This window comes from Variovorax sp. TLI9-5A (assembly GCF_056867935.1).
This window is the reverse complement of sequence record NZ_CP200310.1, coordinates 3,129,948-3,149,626: the sequence shown is the minus strand read 5'-3', so window position 1 is coordinate 3,149,626 and position 19,679 is coordinate 3,129,948. Positions and strand designations below refer to the sequence as shown.

19 protein-coding genes are annotated in these 19,679 nt (G+C 68.4%); all 19 read right to left on the bottom strand.

Annotated features, from left to right (window positions below):
* Positions 1-3: 3 nt before the first annotated feature.
* The 19 genes from AC1VNX_RS14920 to alaS all read right to left on the bottom strand — a co-directional run bounded on the left by AC1VNX_RS14920 (position 4) and on the right by alaS (position 19,590).
* Positions 4-1,050, bottom strand: coding sequence for a Rieske 2Fe-2S domain-containing protein (locus AC1VNX_RS14920; RefSeq protein ID WP_483157390.1), 1,047 nt, complete (start codon positions 1,048-1,050; stop codon positions 4-6).
* Between the two features lie 17 nt (positions 1,051-1,067).
* Positions 1,068-1,292, bottom strand: coding sequence for a recombinase-like helix-turn-helix domain-containing protein (locus AC1VNX_RS14915; RefSeq protein WP_019652127.1), 225 nt, complete (start codon positions 1,290-1,292; stop codon positions 1,068-1,070).
* Between the two features lie 34 nt (positions 1,293-1,326).
* Complete coding sequence (locus tag AC1VNX_RS14910; protein ID WP_483157389.1) at positions 1,327-2,505, bottom strand: FAD-dependent monooxygenase; 1,179 nt, start codon at positions 2,503-2,505, stop codon at positions 1,327-1,329.
* 28 nt (positions 2,506-2,533) lie between these two features.
* Positions 2,534-3,529 (bottom strand): Bug family tripartite tricarboxylate transporter substrate binding protein, encoded by a 996-nt coding sequence (locus tag AC1VNX_RS14905; RefSeq protein ID WP_483157388.1) that lies wholly within the window; start codon positions 3,527-3,529, stop codon positions 2,534-2,536.
* A 14-nt stretch (positions 3,530-3,543) separates the two neighbouring features.
* Positions 3,544-4,515: a VOC family protein gene (locus AC1VNX_RS14900; protein ID WP_483157387.1), complete on the bottom strand. Its 972-nt coding sequence runs from the start codon at positions 4,513-4,515 to the stop codon at positions 3,544-3,546.
* A 13-nt stretch (positions 4,516-4,528) separates the two neighbouring features.
* Positions 4,529-6,004 carry an aldehyde dehydrogenase gene (locus tag AC1VNX_RS14895; RefSeq protein ID WP_483157386.1) on the bottom strand — a complete coding sequence of 492 codons (1,476 nt, stop codon included), beginning with the start codon at positions 6,002-6,004 and terminating at the stop codon, positions 4,529-4,531.
* Between the two features lie 12 nt (positions 6,005-6,016).
* On the bottom strand, positions 6,017-6,814 hold the full coding sequence (locus tag AC1VNX_RS14890) for an aspartate dehydrogenase (RefSeq protein WP_483157385.1): 798 nt from the start codon (positions 6,812-6,814) through the stop codon (positions 6,017-6,019).
* A gap of 14 nt (positions 6,815-6,828) precedes the next feature.
* Positions 6,829-8,529: a thiamine pyrophosphate-binding protein gene (locus tag AC1VNX_RS14885; RefSeq protein WP_483157384.1), complete on the bottom strand. Its 1,701-nt coding sequence runs from the start codon at positions 8,527-8,529 to the stop codon at positions 6,829-6,831.
* Entirely contained in the window at positions 8,522-9,361 is an 840-nt protein-coding gene (locus AC1VNX_RS14880) for an SDR family oxidoreductase (RefSeq protein ID WP_483157383.1), read from the bottom strand. The genes AC1VNX_RS14885 and AC1VNX_RS14880 overlap by 8 nt, the downstream gene beginning before the upstream one ends.
* 10 nt (positions 9,362-9,371) lie before the next feature.
* Complete coding sequence (locus AC1VNX_RS14875; protein ID WP_483157382.1) at positions 9,372-10,217, bottom strand: IclR family transcriptional regulator; 846 nt, start codon at positions 10,215-10,217, stop codon at positions 9,372-9,374.
* A gap of 41 nt (positions 10,218-10,258) precedes the next feature.
* Positions 10,259-11,113 carry an alpha/beta fold hydrolase gene (locus AC1VNX_RS14870; protein WP_483157381.1) on the bottom strand — a complete coding sequence of 285 codons (855 nt, stop codon included), beginning with the start codon at positions 11,111-11,113 and terminating at the stop codon, positions 10,259-10,261.
* A gap of 14 nt (positions 11,114-11,127) precedes the next feature.
* Positions 11,128-11,676 (bottom strand): cupin domain-containing protein, encoded by a 549-nt coding sequence (locus AC1VNX_RS14865; protein ID WP_483157380.1) that lies wholly within the window; start codon positions 11,674-11,676, stop codon positions 11,128-11,130.
* A 56-nt stretch (positions 11,677-11,732) separates the two neighbouring features.
* A complete protein-coding gene (locus tag AC1VNX_RS14860; RefSeq protein ID WP_483161958.1) occupies positions 11,733-12,491 on the bottom strand; it encodes an SDR family oxidoreductase in 759 nt (252 codons plus the stop codon).
* Positions 12,492-12,581: 90 nt separating this feature from the next.
* Positions 12,582-13,565, bottom strand: coding sequence for a Bug family tripartite tricarboxylate transporter substrate binding protein (locus AC1VNX_RS14855; RefSeq protein ID WP_483157379.1), 984 nt, complete (start codon positions 13,563-13,565; stop codon positions 12,582-12,584).
* Between the two features lie 182 nt (positions 13,566-13,747).
* Positions 13,748-15,007, bottom strand: a complete 1,260-nt coding sequence (locus AC1VNX_RS14850; protein ID WP_483157378.1) for a D-amino acid dehydrogenase — start codon at positions 15,005-15,007, stop codon at positions 13,748-13,750.
* Positions 15,008-15,109: 102 nt separating this feature from the next.
* Entirely contained in the window at positions 15,110-15,304 is a 195-nt protein-coding gene (locus AC1VNX_RS14845; RefSeq protein WP_483157377.1) for a hypothetical protein, read from the bottom strand.
* Positions 15,305-15,445: 141 nt separating this feature from the next.
* Entirely contained in the window at positions 15,446-15,724 is a 279-nt protein-coding gene (locus tag AC1VNX_RS14840) for a hypothetical protein (RefSeq protein ID WP_483157376.1), read from the bottom strand.
* Between the two features lie 189 nt (positions 15,725-15,913).
* Positions 15,914-16,930, bottom strand: coding sequence for a 2-dehydropantoate 2-reductase (locus AC1VNX_RS14835; protein WP_483157375.1), 1,017 nt, complete (start codon positions 16,928-16,930; stop codon positions 15,914-15,916).
* Between the two features lie 35 nt (positions 16,931-16,965).
* The gene (alaS, locus tag AC1VNX_RS14830) at positions 16,966-19,590 is read right to left on the bottom strand and encodes an alanine--tRNA ligase (RefSeq protein WP_483157374.1); all 2,625 of its coding nucleotides are present in this window, start codon (positions 19,588-19,590) and stop codon (positions 16,966-16,968) included.
* Between the last annotated feature and the right edge of the window lie 89 nt (positions 19,591-19,679).

The following is a 19,679-nucleotide window of genomic DNA, read 5'->3' as shown; positions in this document are numbered from 1 at the left end:
CTGTCAGGCCGCCGCGGCCTCGCTCGTTTCAGCGAGCTGTGCGACCGCCAGATTGCGCATGTGGCGGCGCAGGCGAACGATGCCCAGGTCGTGCTGGTACAGGTTCTCGTGCTGGTTGGCGTCGGGCTCCATCTCTTCCAGCATCACGCGGTCCTGCTCCAGCACGTGCCAGTGGCGCGCCTCCAGGCGGTTGCGGTAGAGAAAGCGCCAGGTGTCGCGCTGCCAGCCCGGCTGCAGCTTGCGCACGCGCCAGAAGAAGGTGGCCGTCATGCCCTTCACGATGGGCGAGAAGGCGCCGATGATGATGAAGTTGCCGCCGGGGCCGCCGGTCTTCGGGTACGGGATTTCGAGGCGCATCCAGTGGATGCCGGTGTCGGCCCACTCGGTCCAGTCGAAGTTGACGTTGCGCTGGCCTTCCTTCTCGAACACGAAGCCGATGTCGGTCTGGCGGATGCCGAACTTCGCGCTCGAATCGCCCTCGGCCATCGAGTGCGACTGCTTGTGCAGGTAGGTGCCGTGCATCGGGTCCATCACGTTGTCGAGCACGTAGCGGTAGTCGCCCTTCCACTCGGTGTAGCAGAGGAAGTTGCTGTACTCGCCATCGTCGGTGAGCTGCTCGGGCAGCACCAGCGGCGGCGGCACGTCCACCGGCTCCTTCGAGTTGTAGATGAACACGGCGCCCGCGCGCTCCTGCACATGGAAGTGCATCGTGGCCTTCGAGCCTTCGAGCTTGCAGCCGGGGCTGCCGGGCACGCGCGTGACCACGCCATCGTGGCGCACTTCCACGCCGTGATACGGGCACGAGAGCCGGTCGCCCAGCACCACGCCCTGCGACAGCGGCGCGCCGCGGTGCGGGCAGCGGTCTTCCAGCGCATGCAGCACACCCTCGCCGTCGCGCCACAGCGCAAGCTTGCGGCCGAGGCGGCGCAGGGAGACGGGGTTCTCCTTGATGAAATCCGAGGGGCAGATCGGATACCAGAGGTCCTTCAGGCCGATCTCGAGCAGATGGTCGACCGGGTCCGCGGGAACGGGGTGGATGGCGATGGTCATGATGTTCCTTTTCCCTCTCAGGCAGCCAGCGCGGCCATTTCCTTGCGGTAGAGCTCTTCGGTCCACTGCTGGCCGCCCGGCGTGGCGAGGCCGCTGTCGTTCAGGCGCTGCACCAGCCCCGGCAGGTCGTGGATGCCATCTGCGAAGGCGCGCTCGATCACGTCGCCCAGCAGGTCTTCGTAGGTGGTCGCGGGGCGACGGCGCGCCTGGTGCGGTTGCAGGTAGCGGTCTTGGGTTTGCATCGTGTGCCTCCGTGGGGCGAGGTGAAATGAAGAATCAGGCTGCTGTTGCTGCTGCTACGGCGGCCATGGCCGGTGTCGCGAGCGGCGCGGCCCAGGCGTCGTAGCCGTAGACCCAGTCGGCGTTGCCGCCTTCGCGCAGCCAGTTGTTGCCGCGCGAGCCGAGCTGCACCTGGCTGGCGCGCTCGATGCGGGCGGTCTCGAAGCCCTGCAGCGCGGCCGGCAGGTCGGCCATCGCCACGCCGTCGAGGTGGCGCGACAGCACCACGGCATCTTCGATGGCCATGCCCGCGCCCTGCGCCATGAAGGGCAGCATCGGGTGCGCGGCGTCGCCCAGCAGCGCCATGCGGCCTCGCGTCCAGGCGGGCATCGGGTCGCGCTCGTACAGCGCGGTTTTCAGCACCGTGTCGCAGGCGTCGAGCAGCGCGCGCGCCTCGGGGTGGTAGGCCACGTACTGCTCGCGCAGCTCGTCGACGCTGCCCGGCGCGGTCCACGACTCCAGGTGCCAGCTGTCCTGCGGCGTGGTGGCGAAGATGAAGATGTCCTTGCCCCGGTTCAGCGGGAAGGTGACGATCTGGCTCTGCGGATTCGGCCCCCACCACTTGGTGAAGGCGCCGAGGTTGGGCACGCCGGCCACGCGCTCGGCGGGCACCACGGCGCGGTACGCCACGATGCCGGTGAAGCGCGGGCTCTCGGCGCCGAACATCGCCGTGCGCACGCAGGAGTGGATGCCGTCGGCGCCGATCAGCGCGCCGACGCGCGCCTCGGTGCCATCCGCGAACGAAAGGCTCACGCCCTTCTCATCGGCCGCGATCTTCTCGGCGCGTTTGCCGAGCGCGACCTGCTCCACCGGGAACATGCCGGCCAGCGCCGCCAGCAGGTCGGCGCGGTGGATGGTGAGCTGCGGCGCGCCGTAGCGCTGCTCGGCGGTCTCGGCCATCTCCAGGCGCGAGGTTTCCTCGCCGGTGTCGTAGGTGCGGCTGATGCGGTGCGAGGGACGCGCCGCCGTCACGCGGGCCGCCTCGCCCACGCCGAGGCCGTCGAGCGCGCGCACGGCGTTGGGCGTGAGGTTGATGTCGGCGCCGACGCGGGCGAACTGCTTCGCCTGCTCGAACACGACCACGTCGTGGCCTGCGCGCCGCAGCGCGATGGCCGCGACGAGCCCGCCGATGCCCGCGCCGACGATGCCGATGGTGGATTCGCTGGTGGTCTTCATGAGACTTTGCCTTCGTTCCTGCGCCGGCTCACTCGGCGACGATGTTGCGGGCCTTGATGATCTTGGCCCACACCGCCGTCTCATCGCGGATGTAGGTGGCGAACTCGGCCGGCTTCATGGCCGCGTCGGTCATGCCCTGCAGCTTCAGGCGCTCGCGCACATCGGGCTTCGACAGCATCTCGGCCGCGTCCTTGGCGAGTTGCTCGACAACCGCCGGCGGCGTGCCCTTGGGCGCCATGAGGCCGTACCACGAGGTCACGGTCACGCCCTGGATGCCCTGCTCCGCCAGCGTCGGAATCTCCGGCGCCGCCGCGCTGCGCTTGGCCTCGGTCACGCCGATGGCCACCAGCTTGCCGTTCTTCAGGAAGGGCAGCGTCGCCGGCAGGTTGCTGAACATCAGCGGCACGGTGCCGCCGAGCACGTCGTTGAGCGCAGGCGCCGTGCCCTTGTAGGGCACGTGCAGCATGTCGATGCCGGCCTGCTGCTTGAAGAGTTCGCCCGCCAGGTGCAGGCCGCTGCCCACGCCGGGCGAGGCATACGAGAGCGTGCCGGGCTTGGCCTTGGCCTGCGCCACCAGGTCCTTCGCATTCCTGATGCCCGATTCGGGCGAGGCCACCAGCACGTTGGGCGCCTTCGCGAGCATGGTGACGGGCACGAAGTCCTTCGCCATGTCGAAGGGGAAGTTGGGCATCAGCGTCGGGTTGATGGTGACGTTGCCCGCCGGGATCACCAGCAGCGTGTGGCCGTCGCCCTTGGCGCGCTTGACCTTCTCCATGCCGATGTTGCCGGCCGCGCCCACCTGGTTGTCGACCACCGCCGCTTGGCCGTAACGCTTGGCCAGGCCGTCGGAGAGCACGCGGGCCAGCGTGTCGACAGGGCCGCCCGGCGGGAACGGCGAGATGATGGTGAAGCGCTCGCTGGAGAGCTGCTTCTGGGCCTCGCTCTGCTGCGCGTGCACGGGCGCGGCGAGCGTGAAGGCCGTGAGTGCGGCGAACAGGACGGAGAAGGAAAAACGTCGTTGCATGGGAGTCGAGGAGTTCATTTCTTTTCGGTCAGGAAGGCGCCCTTGGGACCTTCCGCGTTCTTCTGGCGGCGGGTGTTGCCGTCGAGGCCGCCGTCCACCGCCCATTCGGCGAAGACCGTGGGGCCCGGCTCGAACTCGCGCGGCTGCCAGTCGGCGGTGAGCTGGTCTTCGTCGGCGTAGTACTCGATGAGGCCGCCCGCCGGGTTCTTGAAGTACCAGAAGTAGGCGGACGACACCGGGTGGCGGCCCGGGCCGAGCTGGGTTTCCCAGCCGCAGCGCGAGAAGTGCAGCCCGCCGCCGAACACCTCGTGGATGTCGCGCACGGTGAAGGCCACATGGTTCAGCCCACGCTTGCCCGAGGGAATCTGCAGCAGGAACAGGTCGTGGTGACCGCCCTCGGCCGCGCAGCGCATGAAGGCGCCGCGGTTGGGGTAGCTGTCGGAGGCCACGAATCCGAAGCGATCGGCGTAGAAGGCGCTGGTGGCCTTCACGTCGCTCACGAAGAACACGACGTGGCCGACCTCGATGGGCACGGCGCGCTCGTAGATCGGCGCGGCTTGGTTGACGCGCGGCTTGGCGTTCCAGGTGTTCATGGCGCCGCACTCCACCTGCACTGCATGCTTGCGGCCGACCTGCAGGCGCACTGCCAGGCCGCTGGGATCGATGCAGCCGATACGACGCGCGCCGTCCACCGTGGTGTCGAAGAAGCCCGGGTCTTGCGCGATGGCGTCGGCGTAGCGGGCGAGGTCCGCCTCGCTTTCCACGCCCCACACCACTTCGCGCAGCGTCGGACCCTCTTCCATCGCGGGCGGCAGGCCCGGCTTGTCCAGCGCGGCGACCACCACCTTGCAGCCGTTGAGGCATTCGAAGACGAGTTCGTCGGCGGCCTCCGACTTCAGCGAAAGGCCCCAGTCCTGGAAGAACTGGCGGCAGGCGGGCAGGTCGTCCGCGCCGTAGGTGATCTGGTCGATGCCAAGTACGCTCATGGTGCGGTCCTCTTCAGTTCGCCCAGGGGAGCGGCTGTTCGTTGGTGCCCCAGTACATGCTCTTCTGCTCCATGTACTGGAAGATGCCTTCGCGGCCCTTCTCGCGGCCCAGGCCGCTGTCGCGCCAGCCACCGAAGGGCGTGGACACGGAGAACTGCTTGTAGGTGTTGACCCAGACCGTGCCGGCCTGCACCGCGCGGCCCAGCTTCCAGGCGCGCTTGAAGTCGCGGCTCCACACGCCGGCAGCCAGCGCATAGACGCTGTCGTTGGCCTGCGCGATCAGCTCTTCCTCGCTGTCGAAGGGCATGGCCACCAGCACCGGGCCGAAGATTTCCTCCTGGCTGATGCGGGCGCCGTTGCTCAGGCCTTCGAGGATGGTCGGCTTGTAGAAGTAGCCCCGGTCATAGCCGTCGCCATGCGGGCGTACGCCGCCCGTGCGAATCCTGCCGCCTTCGGACACGCCCAGCTCCACGTAGCGCTCGATGCCCTCGCGGTGTTTCGCCGTGATCAGCGGGCCCATCTGTGTGCGCTCCGATGCCGGATCGCCCACGCGCAGCGCATTGGCGCCTTCGGCCAGCCGCGTGAGGAACTCGTCGTAGATGCTCCGCGCCACGAAGAGGCGTGAGCCCGCGATGCACGACTCGCCCGACGAGCTGAAGATGCCGTAGAGCACGCCGTTGACCGCGTGGTCGAGGTCGGCGTCGTCCAGCACCATGGTCGGCGACTTGCCGCCGAGCTCCAGCGACACCGGCATCATCTTGTCGGCCGCGATGTGGGCGATGTGCTTGCCGGTGGTGGTGCCGCCGGTGAACGACACACGCTTGACCAGCGGATGCTTGGTGATCGCGTCGCCGATCACCGAGCCCCTGCCCGGCAGCACGCTGACGATGCCCCTGGGCACGCCGGCCTTCTCGCAGATGCGGGCCAGCTCCAGCGCCATCAGCGGCGTGACTTCGGCGGGCTTCACGACCACCGCGTTGCCTGCCGCCAGCGCGGGCGCCAGCTTCTGCGCCTCGCTGGCGATGGGCGAGTTCCACGGCGTGATGGCGGCGACCACGCCCATGGGCTCGTGCACGCTCATGGTCACGAAGGCGCCGCGCGACGGCGTGATGGTTTCCTCCAGTGTCTCCAGCGCGGCGGCGAAGAACTGGAAGGTACCGGCGGCGCTCGCCACCAGGTTGCGGGTTTCGTTGATCGGCTTGCCGTTGTCCAGGCGCTGCTTCTGCGCGAGCGATTCGCTCTCTTCGCGGATCAGCTGCGCCACGCGGTGCAGCGCGGCCGCGCGCTCGTGCGGCAGGCGCTGGGCCCAGCCGCTGGTGCGGAATGCGCGATCGGCGCCGGCAATGGCTTCCTCGACGTCGGCCAGGCTCGCGGCCCGCAGGCGCGCGATGGGCTCGCCGGTGGCCGGGTAGAGGCTTTCGTAGATGTCGCCGCCGCCCAGGCGCCATTCGCCGGCGATGCAGATCGGAAGGAGTTCGGAAGAAATCATGGAATGTCGGGCTCAGATGGCGAGCGCGGCCACGCGGTTGCGCAGCGCGCGCACGGCGCTGTAGACGGTGAGCGCGGAGGTCTTGGGGTTGGCCGCGAGCGGCTTGTTGCGCATGGTCAGCTCGAAGCTGCCGAAGGCGCCCTCGGCTTCGACGGTGTGAACGTTCTCGGCGGTGGCGGGGTCGGCAATGAGCCGCACCATCGTGCGGTCGAGCCCCAGCCCCGCGAGCGAGACGGTGGCGGCCACGTTGGCGTTCTTCGGATAGAGCAAGGCCGCTTCGCGCGCGCTGCCTTCGAAGATCACGGTTTCGCACGCCAGCGCGCCGAGGTCGCGTCCCTGTTCGGCCGGCGTGCCCTTCCACGCCTGCGGCGGCTTGCGGCCTGTGTAGCGCACGCTGTCGAGGCCACCGATGCGGGCGGCAGCCAGCGCGTCGATGGCGCCGATGGCGCCGGGAATCAGCTGCACCTGCGTCCTGCCGGCAACCGCCGCGGCTTCGAGCTTCTCCGCAAGGCCGGTGGCCGACAGCGCACCGACCGACGCGACCACGCAGGGCGTGCCGCGTGCCAGCGCCGGCAGCACATGCTGCTCGATGGCGGCATGGCCGGCCGTCTCGACCACGAGGTCGATGCCGTCGGCGGGCAAGGCGCTGCCTACCTGCGCGTCGGGTGCAGCCTTCTGCGCGGCGGCGATGGCGTCGGCGGGCACGACGACAGCCACCACCTTCAGCGCGGGATCGCCGTGGAGCAGTTGCAGCACCGAGGTGCCGATGGCTCCGCAGCCGATGAGTGCGATGCGCGTGGGCGTGGGCATGGAACGGCCTTCGCTCACTTGCCCACCGTGCCGAGCGCCGGGATCTGCGTGACCGTATTGGTCGGCGGGCCGGCGAAGGTGGTCTTGAAGCTGCCGATCGAGAGCATGTCGATCTCCAGCAGGAACGGACCTTCGCCCGCTAGCGCCTCGCCGATGCGTGCGGGCAGGTCGGCCAGGTCCTGCACGCGGGCATGCGGCAGCGCGATCGACTTGCACAGCAGGTCGTAGTCGGGCGTGTGCAGCTCGGCGTAGCACTGGCGCCCGCCGTATTGCGCGTCCTGGATGTTCTTGATGACGCCGTAGCTCTTGTCGTTCATGAGCACGATCACCATGGGCGCCTTCTCCTGCACCATGCAGGCCAGCTCGCCCAGGTTCAGGATGAAGCCGCCGTCGCCGGCCAGGCAGAAGGTCTTGCGGCCCGAGCCCGTCACCGCCGCGCCGATGGCCGCGCCGATGGCCATCGGCATGCCCTGGCCGATGCCGCCGCCCGTGGCGTGCACGCCCGCGCTCGGTTCGAAGACGCGCAGCTCGCGATTGCCCCAGGTGCTGTTGGAGACGGTCACGTCGCGCACCCAGTTGAAGTTGCGGCCGGCCGCCGACTGGAGCTGGCGCACGAGTTCGGCGTAAGGGCCGAGGCCGTCGCGCAGCGCCGCAACCGCCTGGTCGTGCGCGGCGCGCAGGTCGACCAGCAGTTGCGGGTCGGCCTTGTAACTGGCGGCTTCGAGGCGGTCGGCCAGGCCTTCGAGGGCCAGCGCGGAGTCGCCGCAGACGAAGGCTTCGGACGCGTAGCAGCGGCCTTCGGCGGCGGCGTCGACGTCGATGCGGTACAGCGGGCGGGGCAGTTTCAGTTCGTACTTGAGCGTTTCATTGCCGCGCAGGCGCGAACCGACCACGAGCATCGCGTCGCAGGTCTGGTAGAGGGCCTCGACCGGCTTCTGGATGTTGTAGGCGCCGAGCGAACCGGCGTCGTCCTCGGGCACCGTGCCGCGGCCCTGCGTCGTGGTGACGACACCGAAGCCGAGTTTCTGCAGGCGCTGGATGGCGGCGCGGGCATGGCGGGCACCGCCGCCGACCCACAGCATCGGGCGCCTGGCAACGGCGAGGCGCGCGGCCAGCGCGTCGAGCGCGGCGGCCGACGGCACGGGGCGCTCGATGGGCAGCGGCGACAGGTCGGCCGGCATCGTGGTCAGCGCCGACTGGATGTCGATCGGGATCTCGACGCTGACCGGGCCGGTCGGCGCCGTCAGCGCGAGCTGCACCGCGCGCTTGAGCGTGCCAAGCACCGTCTCGACGCTGCGCACGCGCAGCGCGGCCTTCGACACGGCCTTGAGCATCGTGAGCTGGTCGGGCGCCTCGTGGATGTAAGACATGCCCTTGTCGAGGTACGGCGTCTCGATCTGGCCGGTGATGTGCAGCACAGGCGCGCCGGCTGTCAGGGCCTCGACCATGCTGCCCGCGATGTTGCCTGCGGCGGGCCCGGTGCTGGTGATGCACACGCCCAGGCTGGCGGTGGAACGTGCGTAGGCGTCGGCCATGTTGCCCGCGCCGGCCTCTCCGCGCGCCGAGATGAAACGCACCGTGCCGCGCTGCGCGAAGGCGTCGAGGATCGGCATGTTGTGGATCGAGATCACGCCGAAGGCCGCCTTGACGCCGCACTGTTCGAGGAAAGCGGCGACGACGGCGCCGACGGTGACGGTGTTGTTGGGGTTATGCATGGCGTGACAGGCCTCCGGAAATGTCGATGTGGCTGCCCGTCGTGTACGACGCGAGGGGTGAAGCCAGGAAAAGGATCGCCCGCGCGGCTTCGGTCGGAAGCCCCAGGCGACCCAGCGGGATGTGTTTGTTCTTCGCGAGCTGGCCGCTCCATGCGGCCCAGTCGAGCGACTTGTCTTCGCGCGCCTCGAAGCGGCGGCGCCACTGGCCCGACTCCACGAGGCCGATCAGGATGCCGTTGACGCGCACGCCCTGCGGCGCGAACTCGGTGGCCATGGAACGCACCAGGTTCAGCAGCCCGGCGCGCGCGGCCGAGGTGGCAACCATGTGCGGCTCGGGCTGGCGCGCCAGCAGCGAGTTGGCGCAGACGATGGAGGCATCGCCCAGCGCGGCGCGTTGCGCCGCGAGTTGCGGCAGGAAGGCGCGCGTGGGGTTGATGACCGAGAAGAATTTCAGGTTCAGCTCTTCGGTCCAGGCTTTGTCGTCGGTGTCCGCGAAGGTCGAGACCCGGCCCTGCCCCGCGTTGTTGACCAGCATCGAGGCCGGGCCGAGCGCGGCTTCGCTGGCAGCGGCGAAGGAGCGAACCGAGGCGGCGTCGAGCACATCGCAGGTCTGCGCGAAGAGCTTCGCGCCGGTGAACTGCGCACGCAGGCCGGCCACGGCGCCATCGAGCCGCTCGACATTGCGGCCGCACAGCGCGACCGCGGAGCCGCAGCCCAGCAGCAACTCGACGGTGGCCAGGCCGATGCCCGACGAGCCGCCCGTGACCACGGCCACGCGGCCGGCCAGCGCATCGGCGGCGAAGAAGGAGGAAGGAAGAGCTGGGGTTGTCATGGTCCCGGTGTCAGGCTGAGCGCAGCGGCACCACGTTGGCGGTGCGCGTGGGCGAGTAATTGAGCAGGCCGGAGATCTCGTCGGCGGTGCCGCGCACGCGCTGCACCATCTCGTCGATGCGGCTCTCCTCGATGTGGCTGGCGGTGACGGTGGCGCCCAGCGCCGCCACGATGTGGCCGCTGTGGTCGCGCACCGGCGCGGCGATGCTGGAGATGTTCGATTCGAAGAAGCCCTCGCCCAGCACGTAGCCGCGCTGGCGGTCGGCCTGCACCATGTCGAAGAGCTCGTTCACGGTCTTGGGCGTGCTCGGCGAGAAGGTTTCGAGCTTGTCTTCCGGATAGAGGGCGCGCAGCTGCGGCAGCGTGAGGTCTTCGAGCAGGATGCGGCCCAGCACCGTGGCATGGGCCGGCAGCCGCGTGCCCACGGTGACCGAGCTGGCGAAGGGCGTGGGCGGCGCCACCTTGGCCACGTAGACGATGGAGCGGCCGTCGCGCACCACCAGGTTGCAGGGCGTGCGCAGCTCGTCGCACAGCCGGTTGAGCAGCGGCGTGCCGAGCTGGGTGAGCTCCAGCGAGGCCAGGTATTCGAAGCCCAGGCGCAGCACAGCCAGGCCCAGGCGGTAGTCGCGCCCGCCCTCGGTGCGCTCGAGAAAGCCCATGTTCTCCAGCGTGGTGAGCAGGCGGAAGACGGTGGAGCGCGGCAGGTCGAAGCGGCGCGCCAGTTCGGGCGCCGAAAGCGTGCGGCTTTCGCGGCTGAACTCGCACAGCACGCGCAGTCCGCGCTCCAGCGCGGGCACGTTGTAGCGGTCGGCGGCCTCTTCCATCGCCTCGTTGCCGTCGTTGTTGTTGCTGGCCATGCCTGTGTTTCCTTCCTTGGATGTCTCTGTAGTGGTTGCGGTCAGCCGGCGAGGGATTCGCTCAGCAGCTTCGCGACGGCTTGCGGTTGCTCCACATAGCCGGCGTGGCCCGCATCGTCCAACAATTCGAGCCGCACTCCGCACCGGCGCGCGACTTCTTCGCATGCCGCCGGGGGCGTGACAACGTCGAGCGCGCCGCAGGCCACGCGCACCGGCATGGGCGGCGGCAGGTCGGCCAGCAGGTCGGCATTGCACAGAAGCTCGACAGCCTGGCGGTAGCCGTGGTCGTTCAGGCGGGCCATGTTCCAGCGCACCCACTGGCGGGCGTGCTCGCTGGCCTTGTCGGAAACCAGCCGCCCGGAGCGCCTGGCGGCCATGCCGGCGATGCCGAGCTCGTCGAGTGTGGCGAGGCGCTCGGTGCGGACCTTGGCCCGCGCCTCCGCGCGCGAGGCAGCGCCGTAACCGATGGCCGGGCTGACAAGCACCAGCCGGCGGATGCGCGCATCGCTGCGCGCGGCCGACGCGGCGGTGATCGCACCCAGCGAATGGCCGACCAGCACGCACGAGTCGATGCCGAGCGCGTCGAGCAGTCGGCCCAGCCGCGCCGCGTAGTCGGCGGCGGCCGGCGCGGCGGCTTCGAGCGGCGTCGAGTTGCCATAGCCCGGCGCATCCCAGGCGATCACGCGAGCCTGCGCCGCGAGCAGCGCGGCGGTGTCGATCCACGATGCCGCGCCCGAACCGATGCCGTGCAGGCACACGATGGCCGGCCCCTTGCCGCATTCGCGCACCGACACCACGGCGCCGCCGCCGACCGCGACATCGCGGGACGGAAAGCTGGCGTCGAGCCTTGCCAGCTCGGAGGCCGGCAGATTCAGGGCGTCGGTGGAGAGGTTCATGGCCGTGCGTCCGCTCAGCGCTTGATCTTGGCCAGCGGGTGGTCGGCGGGGTACGTCGGCGTAACCGGCTTCTTCGCGCCGAGCATCACGCACATCAGCGCGTCTTCGTCGCCGATGTTGATCTCCTCGCGGTACACGCCGGGCGGCACCGAGATCAGGTCGCGGTCGGTCATGATGGTCTCGAAGCGCTCGCCGTCCTTCTCGATCACCACCTTGAGCTTGCCGCGGATCAGGAAGAACACTTCCTCCACGTCGGTGTGCAGGTGCGGCGGGCCTTCGTGGCCGGCGGGGATCACCATGGTCGAGAAGGTGAAGTGCTCGGCGGGCACGGTGTTGACGTCGGCCGCGACGCCGGTGCCGCCGGTGCCCACGTAGCGCATCTGGGCGCGGCGGAACTTCGGGTCGAAGTCGGCCTGGAACTTCAGCGCGTCCCAGTCGTATTTGCGGGTCTCGTAGCGCGCGATGCGGGTGTTCATCCACTCCGCGAGGCTGCTGCCTTCGGGCTGGGCCAGGGTGCTGGCGGCAGCGGGGTTGATCTTCTGCTGTTCGGACAGGTCGCTCATGGGGTTCACTCCTTGGTCGGAAAAATCGGGGGCGTTCGTTCGTTGTGCGTTCGTTCTCAGTGCATCGCAAAGCCGCCGTTGACGGCCAGAAGCTGGCCTGTCACGAAGCGCGCGAGCCCCGAAAGAAGGAAGACGGTGGCGCCGCACACGTCGGCGGCCTGCTGCTCGCGCGGGATGGCGCGGCCTTCGAGGTACTTCTGGTGGCGCGCCATCGGCACGTATTCGGTGGCCTCGACCAGCGTGAGGCCCGGCGCCACGGCGTTGACGGTGATGTTGTCGCCGCCCCATTCGCGCGCCAGCGAGCGCGTCATGGAAATGACCGCGCCCTTGCTCGACGCGTAGGCCAGCAGGTTGGGTGCGCCCCACAGCGCGGTGTCGGAAGCGAGGTTGACGACAGAGCCGCGACCGCTTTCGGCCAGCGCCCGGCGGCAGGCTCGGCCCATGAGCCAGCTGCCGCGTACGTTGACGTTCATCACGCGGTCCCACACGTCGATCTCGAGCTGGTGCGCGTCGCGGCCGCCCGAGTTGGTGATGGCAGCGTTGTTGACCAGGCCGTCGAGGCCGCCGAGCAGGCGGATGGCTTCGTCGGCGCAGGCCACGATGGAGCCGGGGTTGACCAAGTCGACGGGCAGCGCATGAGCGTTGCGGCCCGCTTCGCGCAGCGCCTTCGCCTCGGTCTCGGCCAGCTCGCCGAGGATGTCGGCCAGCACCACGCTGGCACCCGCGGCGGCGATGCACTGGGCGAAGGCGAGCCCCAGGCCGCGCGCGCCGCCGGTCACGAGCACGCGGCGGCCGGCCAGCAGGTTGGCGGGCATCTCGGCGAGCAGCGCCTGCAGGCTCGATGGGTCGGCGATGGCTTTGAGGTCGGTCATGGAATGAAGCTGGTGGAAACGAAGACCGGAAGATCAGTCGGCCTGGATGCCGAGCTCCTTGATGACCTTGCCGAAGCGCGCGTAGTCGGCGGCATTGGTCTTGCCGAGCACGTCGGCGTCGCCGCCCACGGGCGTGGTACCGAGCACCGCCATGCGCGAGACGATCTCGGGCATCTTCAGGATCTCGTTGAAGTGGCCGTTGAGCGTCTTCACGATCTCGGGCGGCAGGTTGCGCGGGCCCCAGAGGCCGTTCCAGGCCGTCACTTCGACGTCCTTGTAGCCCTGCTCTGCCAGCGTCGGCACGTTGGGCGCGAGCGGCGAGCGCTGGGCCGAGGCCACGGCCAGCGGGCGCAGCTTGCCGTTGGCGATGTACGGCGCCACTGGGCCCAGCGTGATGAAGGTGACGGGCACGTGGCCGCCCAGCACGTCGTTGATGGCGGGCGCCACGCCCTTGTAGGGCACGTGCGCGAGCGTGGTGCCGGAGGCGCGGGCGAACATCTCGCCCAGGATGTGCATCGGCGAGCCGCTGCCAGGGCTCGCGTAGCTCAGCGTCTTGCCGCCCTTGGCGGCGGCCACGGCGTCTTTCACCGTCGCGAGACCGCTGTTGCCGCCGGCCACCAGGAACAGCGGCTGGCTGCCCGTCTGCACGATGGGGGTGAAGCCGCTGAGCACGTCGTAGCCCGAGCCGTTGGTCTTGAGCACCAGCTGCGCGATCGAGAAGGTGCTGGGCGCGAGCAGCAGCGTGTAGCCGTCGGGCGTGGCCTTCGACACGTAGGCGCTGCCGATGATGCCGCTGGCGCCGGGGCGGTTGTCGACCACCACGGGCTGGCCGACGCGCGTCGACAGCTTCTCGGCAAACAGCCGCGCCAGCGCGTCGGTGTCGCCACCGGCCGGATAGGCGACGACCAGCGTGATCGGCTTGGCCGGGTAGCTGTCGGCTGCCCAGGCGAGTCCGGAGGCGCAAGCGGCGGCCATGGAAATGGCGGCGGCGATGGCAAGGCGGCGTGTCTGTTTCATCGTGTCCGTTTGGCTCGGTTTTGTTTCACTAAAGAAACAACGATTTATTAATGGAACGCCACGAAGAATATCGAAGAAGACAACTTCATGACTAAGGGAAAACCCGAATCCTTGTGTCACAACGAAAACAGGGCGGCCTTTTCGGGCCGCCCTGCATTGGCGCAAGGAGGGAAGGAAGAGCCTCAGCCGCCGTAGCGCGCCACGGTCAGGCCTTCCATGTCGATCGCTGGCGCCCTGCCCGCGATCAGGTCGGCCATCACGCGGCCAGTGCCTGCGGCCATGGTCCAACCGAGGGTGCCGTGGCCTGTGCTGAGCATCAGGTTGGGAACGCGGGTGGCGCCGATCACGGGCGTGCCGTCGGGCGTCATGGGGCGCAGGCCGGTCCAGAAGGAGGCGTCGCGCACGTTGCCGCCCTTGGGGAACAGGTCGGTCACGACGTGCTCGAGCGTGTCGCGCCGGCGCTCGTTGAGCCGCAGGTCGAAGCCCGAGAGCTGCGCGGTGCCGCCCACGCGGATGCGATCGCCCAGGCGCGTGACCGCCACCTTGAAGGTCTCGTCCATCACCGTCGATTCGGGCGCGCCGCCCGCGTCGGTGATCGGCACGGTGATCGAGAAACCCTTGACCGGATACACCGGCAGCCGGATGCCCAGCGGCCTGACGAGCGCGGGCGAATAGCTGCCGAGGGCGACCACGTAGCGCTCTGCCGTGAAGCTGCCGGTATCGGTGCGCACCGCAGTGATGCCCCTGGCCGCATCGTGTTCGAGAGCCTGGATGTTCACGCCGAACCTGAACTTCACGCCCTCGGCCTCAGCCAGCCTGGCCAGCGCCTGCGTGAACTTGAAACAGTCGCCGGTCTCGTCGCCCGGCAGCCGCAGGCCGCCGACGAACTTGCCCTTCACCGCCGCGAGCGCGGGCTCGTACTGCACGCAGCCCTCGCGGTCGAGCAGCTGGTAGGGCACGCCCGAGGCCTGGAGCACTTCGACGTCCTTCGAGGTGCCGTCGAGCTGCTGCTGCGTGCGGAACAACTGCAGCGTGCCCTGCATGCGCTCGTCGTAGGCGATGCCTGTGTCGGCGCGCAACTCCTTCAGGCAATCGCGGCTGTATTCGGCGAGCCGAACCATGCGGCTCTTGTTGATCTCGTAGCGCGCCTGCGTGCAGTTGCGCAGCATCGAAAGGCCCCAGCGCCACATCGCCGGATCGAGCATGGGCTTGATGACCAGCGGGCTGTGCTGCATCAGCATCCACTTGACGGCCTTGACCGGCACGCCGGGCCCGGCCCATGGCGCCGAGTAGCCCGGCGAGACCTCCCCAGCGTTGGCGAAGCTGGTTTCAAGCGCGGGCGCCGGCTGGCGCTCCAGCACCGTTACCTCGTGCCCGGTGCGCGCCAGGTAATAGGCCATCGAGGTACCGATGACACCGCTGCCGAGAATCAGGACCTGCATGAGAACAACCCTTTGAAAGCTGCTGCGATGTCGCCGAGGGTACATGCAAGGAACACCGGCAAATCCAATGAGCTCGGATTGCCGCAGGGGTTGCAAGATGCGCTATCGGATTCGCTGCACGGCAAGCCATGCAGCAATCGCGCCAAGTAGCGCACATGGCGGGATCAATACCCAAAAATTGTGACCGCAGACCAGCGAATCCGAAATTCCGGGAAGTGCGCAAACCAGCATGGGAAGCAACCAGCCTCCAATGACGAAGGCGCCAATCACCAGAGCGGTCTTGAGCAGTGCTTTCATGGTCTGCGAGGTCGCCGGTTGCATTGAGTTGTGGTAGTTCGATGCTGAGTTGGGGACTTCAGACGACCAATTCGTTCGATCTGAGCTACGCGCTTCTTGCCGATCGGATTGACACCACTTTGCGGAAATTCCTATTGGCTATCAATCAGAGCCTCGCGCCTTGTCACTCGCGCGATCGAGGGGCTCTTTGCGCCTGCTCAGGAGGACGAGTCGCCAAACCAACTCGTAGCAGACCGCATTGACTGCTACAGCAGCGGCCCAACCTGGCACGCCAGTCAACCAGTTGGCAACAATGACCAAGATGCCGGGACAAACCAGCACTACAAGAATGCCGGCCCCCGAATGAGCAAGAGCAAAGCTGTAGAACTCGACCAGGTAAGTGACCAAGCCAGACAGCGCAAGCAAGAAGAGCGGACGCATCAACAACATTCGCACTCCGAGAGATCAATCGACGACACACACCTCATTGGGCTCACCGTCTCTTTTGTAGCGCAACACTGCGCGATATCGATGCTTTTCGACGCAAGCCGACCATCGCGCACGCTTCGATGCATGGCGCCACATCTGCCAACCCTGCCCGGTGCGCCAGCGAGGCCCCCGGGCCGAACGCTACAAGCCCAGCGCGTCCTGCAATTGCCGTGCCGTCCAGCGCTTCGGCTGTTGCGGCCAGGCCTCGAGCAGCGAGACCATGCGCGAATTGCGCGGCGCGCTCAGGCCGTGCTCCTGCGCGAGGCGCACCACCTCGCCGCTGAGCGCGTCGATCTCGGTGCGGCGGCCGAGCGCGAGGTCGTCGGCCATGCTGGAGCGCGCCTTGGCGTCGATGCGCAGCATGCGAGCCGCAACGATGCGGAAGACCCAGTCAGGCAATCGCAGCAGGCTCACCAGCCGGTGCGCCGGCACCGCCGCGACCTGCGCCGGTGCGATGCCGGCGACCTTGAGGATGCCAAGCGCCTCGTCGATCAGCGACGCGAAGCAGCGGCGGTAGCCGCGCTGCATGAGCTCTTCGCGCAGCGGCAGGCCCGAGAGCGCGTTGACCGGGTTGTTGAGGTTGAGCATGAGCTTGCCCCACTGCACGGGCAGCAGATCGGCATGCAGGTCGAGCGGCACGCCGGCGCGCTCGAACACGGGAAGCCAGGGGCGCAGCACCGCGTCGTCTTCGGCGGCCAGCCGGCCGGGAGTGCCGCGATGGAAGGCCCCCGGGCCGATCTCGGCCACGTTGTAGGGAACCATGCCCGCGCGCACGTTGAGCGAAGGGCCGGTCTGTGCGGCTGCCGCGCAGTTGGAGATGCCGTTCTGCAGCGAGATCACCGCCGCACCCGCCGGCAGCGCGAAGGCCAGCTCGCCCGCTGCCTCGGCAGTTGCGCCGCTCTTCACGCACAGCAGCACCAGCGAAGGCCGCGCGCCGACGGGAACCTGGCCGCACAGGCGCAGCGTGTCGGCGGGCAACGTTCGCTTCGCGCCGTCGATGTCGGTGAGCGTCAGGCCATGCTTGGCGAGCTTCTCGAGCACGCGCGGACGGCCGACGAAGGTGACGGGCACGCCCGCTGCCGCCAGGCTTCCGCCGATGAAGCACCCGATGGTGCCCGCCCCCATCACAAGCACTTCACCGGGGATCGCTTCTGGCATGGGTGGCGTGCTTGTTCCGGTTGTGCGACTGGCCGTCAGGCGCGTTCCGCGACCCAGGCCTGCACCGATTGCAGCGCGGCCGGAAGGCCCGCCGCGTTGGTGCCGCCGGCCATGGCCATGTCGGCCTTGCCGCCGCCCTTGCCGCCGACCTGCTGGGCCACGAAGTTGACCAGCTCGCCGGCCTTGACCTTGGCCGTGCTGTCGGCCGTGACGCCGGCCGCGATCTGCACCTTGTCGCCATCGACGGCGGCCAGCACGATGGCGGCGGTCTTGAGCTTGTCCTTGAGCTTGTCCATGGTCTCGCGCAGCGTCTTGGCGTCCGCGCCGTCGAGCTTGGCAGCGAGCACCTTGATGCCCTTGACGTCCACGGCCTGCGACAGGAGCTCGTCGCCCTGCGACGAAGCGAGCTTGCCCTTGAGCACGCCCACTTCGCGTTCGAGCGCCCTCACCTGCTCCAGCACCTGCGAGAGCCGGCCCTGCAGCTCGGCGGCCGGCGACTTGAGCGTGGCGGCCACGCTCTGCACGGTCGATTCCAGGTCCTGCAGGTAGGAAAGCGCGTTGGCGCCGGTGACGGCCTCGATGCGGCGCACGCCGGCGGCCACGCCGCCTTCGCTGACGATCTTGAAGAGGCCGATGTCGCCCGTGCGGCCCACGTGGGTGCCGCCGCACAGCTCGCGGCTGGTGCCGATGTCGAGCACGCGCACGGTCTCGCCGTACTTCTCGCCGAACAGCATCATCGCGCCGGTCTTCTGGGCCGACTCCATGTCCATCACGCGGGCGTGCGTCTCGGAGTTGGCGAGGATCTCGGCGTTCACGCGCTTCTCGATCTCGAGGATCTGCTCGTGCGTGACGGGCGCGTTGTGCGCGAAGTCGAAGCGCGTCTTGTCGGCGTCGACCAGCGACCCCTTCTGCTGCACGTGGCCGCCCAGCACTTCGCGCAGGGCCTTGTGCATCAGGTGGGTGACCGAGTGGTTGCGCATGGTGGCGGCGCGGCGCGCGGTGTCGACCGCGGCCTTGACCGCGTCGCCGACCTTCAGCGTGCCCTGGGTCTGGGTGCCGTGGTGGCCGAACACGTCGGACTTAATCTTCTGCGTGTCTTCCACGCCGAACTGCACGCCTTCGGCAACGAGCACGCCCTGGTCGCCGACCTGGCCGCCGCTTTCCGCATAGAAGGGCGTGGTATCGAGCACGACGATGCCGCTCTGGCCTTCTTTCAGCTCGTTGACGGCCGCGCCCTCGAAGTACAGCGCGACGACCTTGGCGCTTTCTTCCAGGCTCTCGTAGCCGGTGAAGGTGTTGCCGGCGCCGGCATATTCGACGGCGCGATCCATCTTGAACTTGCCGGCAGCGCGGCCAGCGGCCTTTTGCTTTTCCATGGCGGCGTTGAAGCCGGCCTCGTCGACGCTCACGCCGCGCTCGCGGCACACGTCGGCCGAGAGGTCGAGCGGGAAGCCGTAGGTGTCGTGCAGCTTGAAGGCCACGTCGCCGGGCAGCGTCTTGGCGCCATCGGCCAGCGCCGCGTCGAGGATTTCCATGCCGTTGGCCAGCGTCTCGAAGAAACGTTCTTCTTCGGCCTTCAGCGTATCGGTGATGCGCTTTTCATCGGCCACGAGCTTGGGGTATGCATCGCCCATGAGCTTCACCAGCTCGGGCACCAGCTTGTGGAAGAAGGGCTTCTTCTGGCCCAGCTTGTAGCCGTGGCGGATGGCGCGGCGGATGATGCGGCGCTGCACGTAGCCGCGGCCTTCGTTCGACGGGATCACGCCGTCGGCCACCAGGAACGAGGTGGCGCGGATGTGGTCGGCGATCACCTTCAGCGAGTTGTTCGACAGGTCCTGCGTGCCGGTGGCCTTCGCTGCAGCCTTGATGAGCGCGTCGAAGATGTCGATCTCGTAGTTGCTGTGCACGTGCTGCAGGATCGCGGCCAGGCGCTCCAGGCCCATGCCGGTGTCGACGCAGGGAGCGGGCAGCTTCACCACGCTGCCGTCTTCCTGCATGTCGAACTGCATGAACACGTGGTTCCAGATCTCGATGAAACGATCGCCGTCTTCCTCGGGGCTGCCCGGGGGGCCGCCGGGGATGTGCGGGCCGTGGTCGTAGAAGATCTCGGAGCACGGACCGCAGGGGCCGGTGTCGGCCATCATCCAGAAGTTGTCGGACTTGTACTTGCCGCCCTTGTTGTCGCCGATGCGGATCACGCGCTCGGGCGGCAGGCCGATTTCCTTGGTCCAGATGTCGTAGGCCTCGTCGTCTTCGTGGTAGACGGTGGCCAGCAGCTTGTCGGCCGGCAGCTTGTAGACCTGCGTGAGCAGCTCCCAGCCCCAGGTGAGCGACTCGCGCTTGAAGTAGTCGCCGAAACTCCAGTTGCCCAGCATCTCGAAGAAAGTGTGGTGGCGCGCGGTGTAGCCCACGTTCTCGAGGTCGTTGTGCTTGCCGCCGGCGCGCAGGCAGGCCTGGACGGAGGCCGCGCGCTTGTAGGGGCGCTTGTCGGTGCCGAGGAACACGTCCTTGAACTGCACCATGCCCGAATTGGTGAACATCAGCGTCGGGTCGTTGCCCGGCACGAGAGGGCTCGACGCGACGGCCGTGTGGCCCTTGGAAGCGAAGAAATCGATAAAGGTCTTGCGGATGTCCGCGACCGTGAATGTGGGCTGGCTCATCTTTGGATTCGTCTTCTGCCGTCGAGGGCGGCGCGGCGATGGCGACCCTCATGTCGAACCCACTGCGGCGAACCGGCCTAACTGCTTGA